Origin of the sequence: Paraburkholderia sp. RL17-347-BIC-D, assembly GCF_046027915.1 — a bacterium.
GTDB lineage: Bacteria > Pseudomonadota > Gammaproteobacteria > Burkholderiales > Burkholderiaceae > Paraburkholderia.
This window is the reverse complement of the sequence record NZ_JARESS010000207.1, coordinates 1-844: the sequence shown is the minus strand read 5'-3', so window position 1 is coordinate 844 and position 844 is coordinate 1. Positions and strand designations below refer to the sequence as shown.

The window sequence follows — 844 nt, the reverse complement described above, 5'->3', positions numbered from 1 at the left end:
GCCGTCATCGAGATAGCGCGTAAGCGCTTCCCAGCGTTTAAGACTGTATTCCAGCGCTTTCGCAATCGCAGAACCTTCCGAAACCAGCTTGCGCTGCGCCACCATCCATTCGTGAAGTGCGTCGCAGACCGGTTTGGCCCGGTTCTGTCGAAGCTTACGTCGCTCTTCGGCATCCAGCACTGCAGCGTCGCGCTCGATGTCGTAAAGCGCAGCGAAGAACGGCAGCGCCTGTACGGCGATCTGGCTGCTGTGGTTGGCATGCAGATCGAAGAACTTGCGTCTCGCGTGCGCCGCACATCCGATTTCAGTGATGCCCTGCTGGAAACCGGCCTTGTACCCACTGTAGTCGTCGCACACCAGTTTGCCCTGCCAGCCAGCGAGGAACGCGCGGGCATGTTCGCCTGCACGGCTGTCGGCGAAGTCGTAGACCACAGCGCGCAACTCACTGTAGTACGTGGGCGTATACGCCCACAGGTACGCGCGATGTGTTTTGCCTTTGCCGGGGCTGAGCATCTGTACCGGCGTCTCATCCGCATGCAGCACACTCTGCTGCAGGATTTCCTGATGCAGTGCGTCGACCAGCGGCTGTAGTTGCACGCCGCACGTACCGACCCACGCACCCAATGTCGATCGCGGTATCGCCAGACCCGCCCGCCCAAAGATCTGTTCCTGACGATACAGGGGAAGGTGGTCAGCGTATTTGGCAACCAGCACCGACGCCAGCAGTCCCGTGGTCGGGATACCCTTGTCGATGACGTGCGCGGGCACCGCCGCCTGAATCAGTGTTTCGCAGTTTCTGCACACCCACTTGCCACGGATATGCCGCTCTACCGTGAACACGCCT

Annotated in this window: 1 protein-coding gene; it reads right to left on the bottom strand. The window is 60.7% G+C overall.

Annotated elements, in window-relative coordinates:
- A partial coding sequence (gene tnpC, locus P0D96_RS48185; RefSeq protein WP_408321402.1) for an IS66 family transposase occupies positions 1–844 on the bottom strand: 844 nt, incomplete at both ends.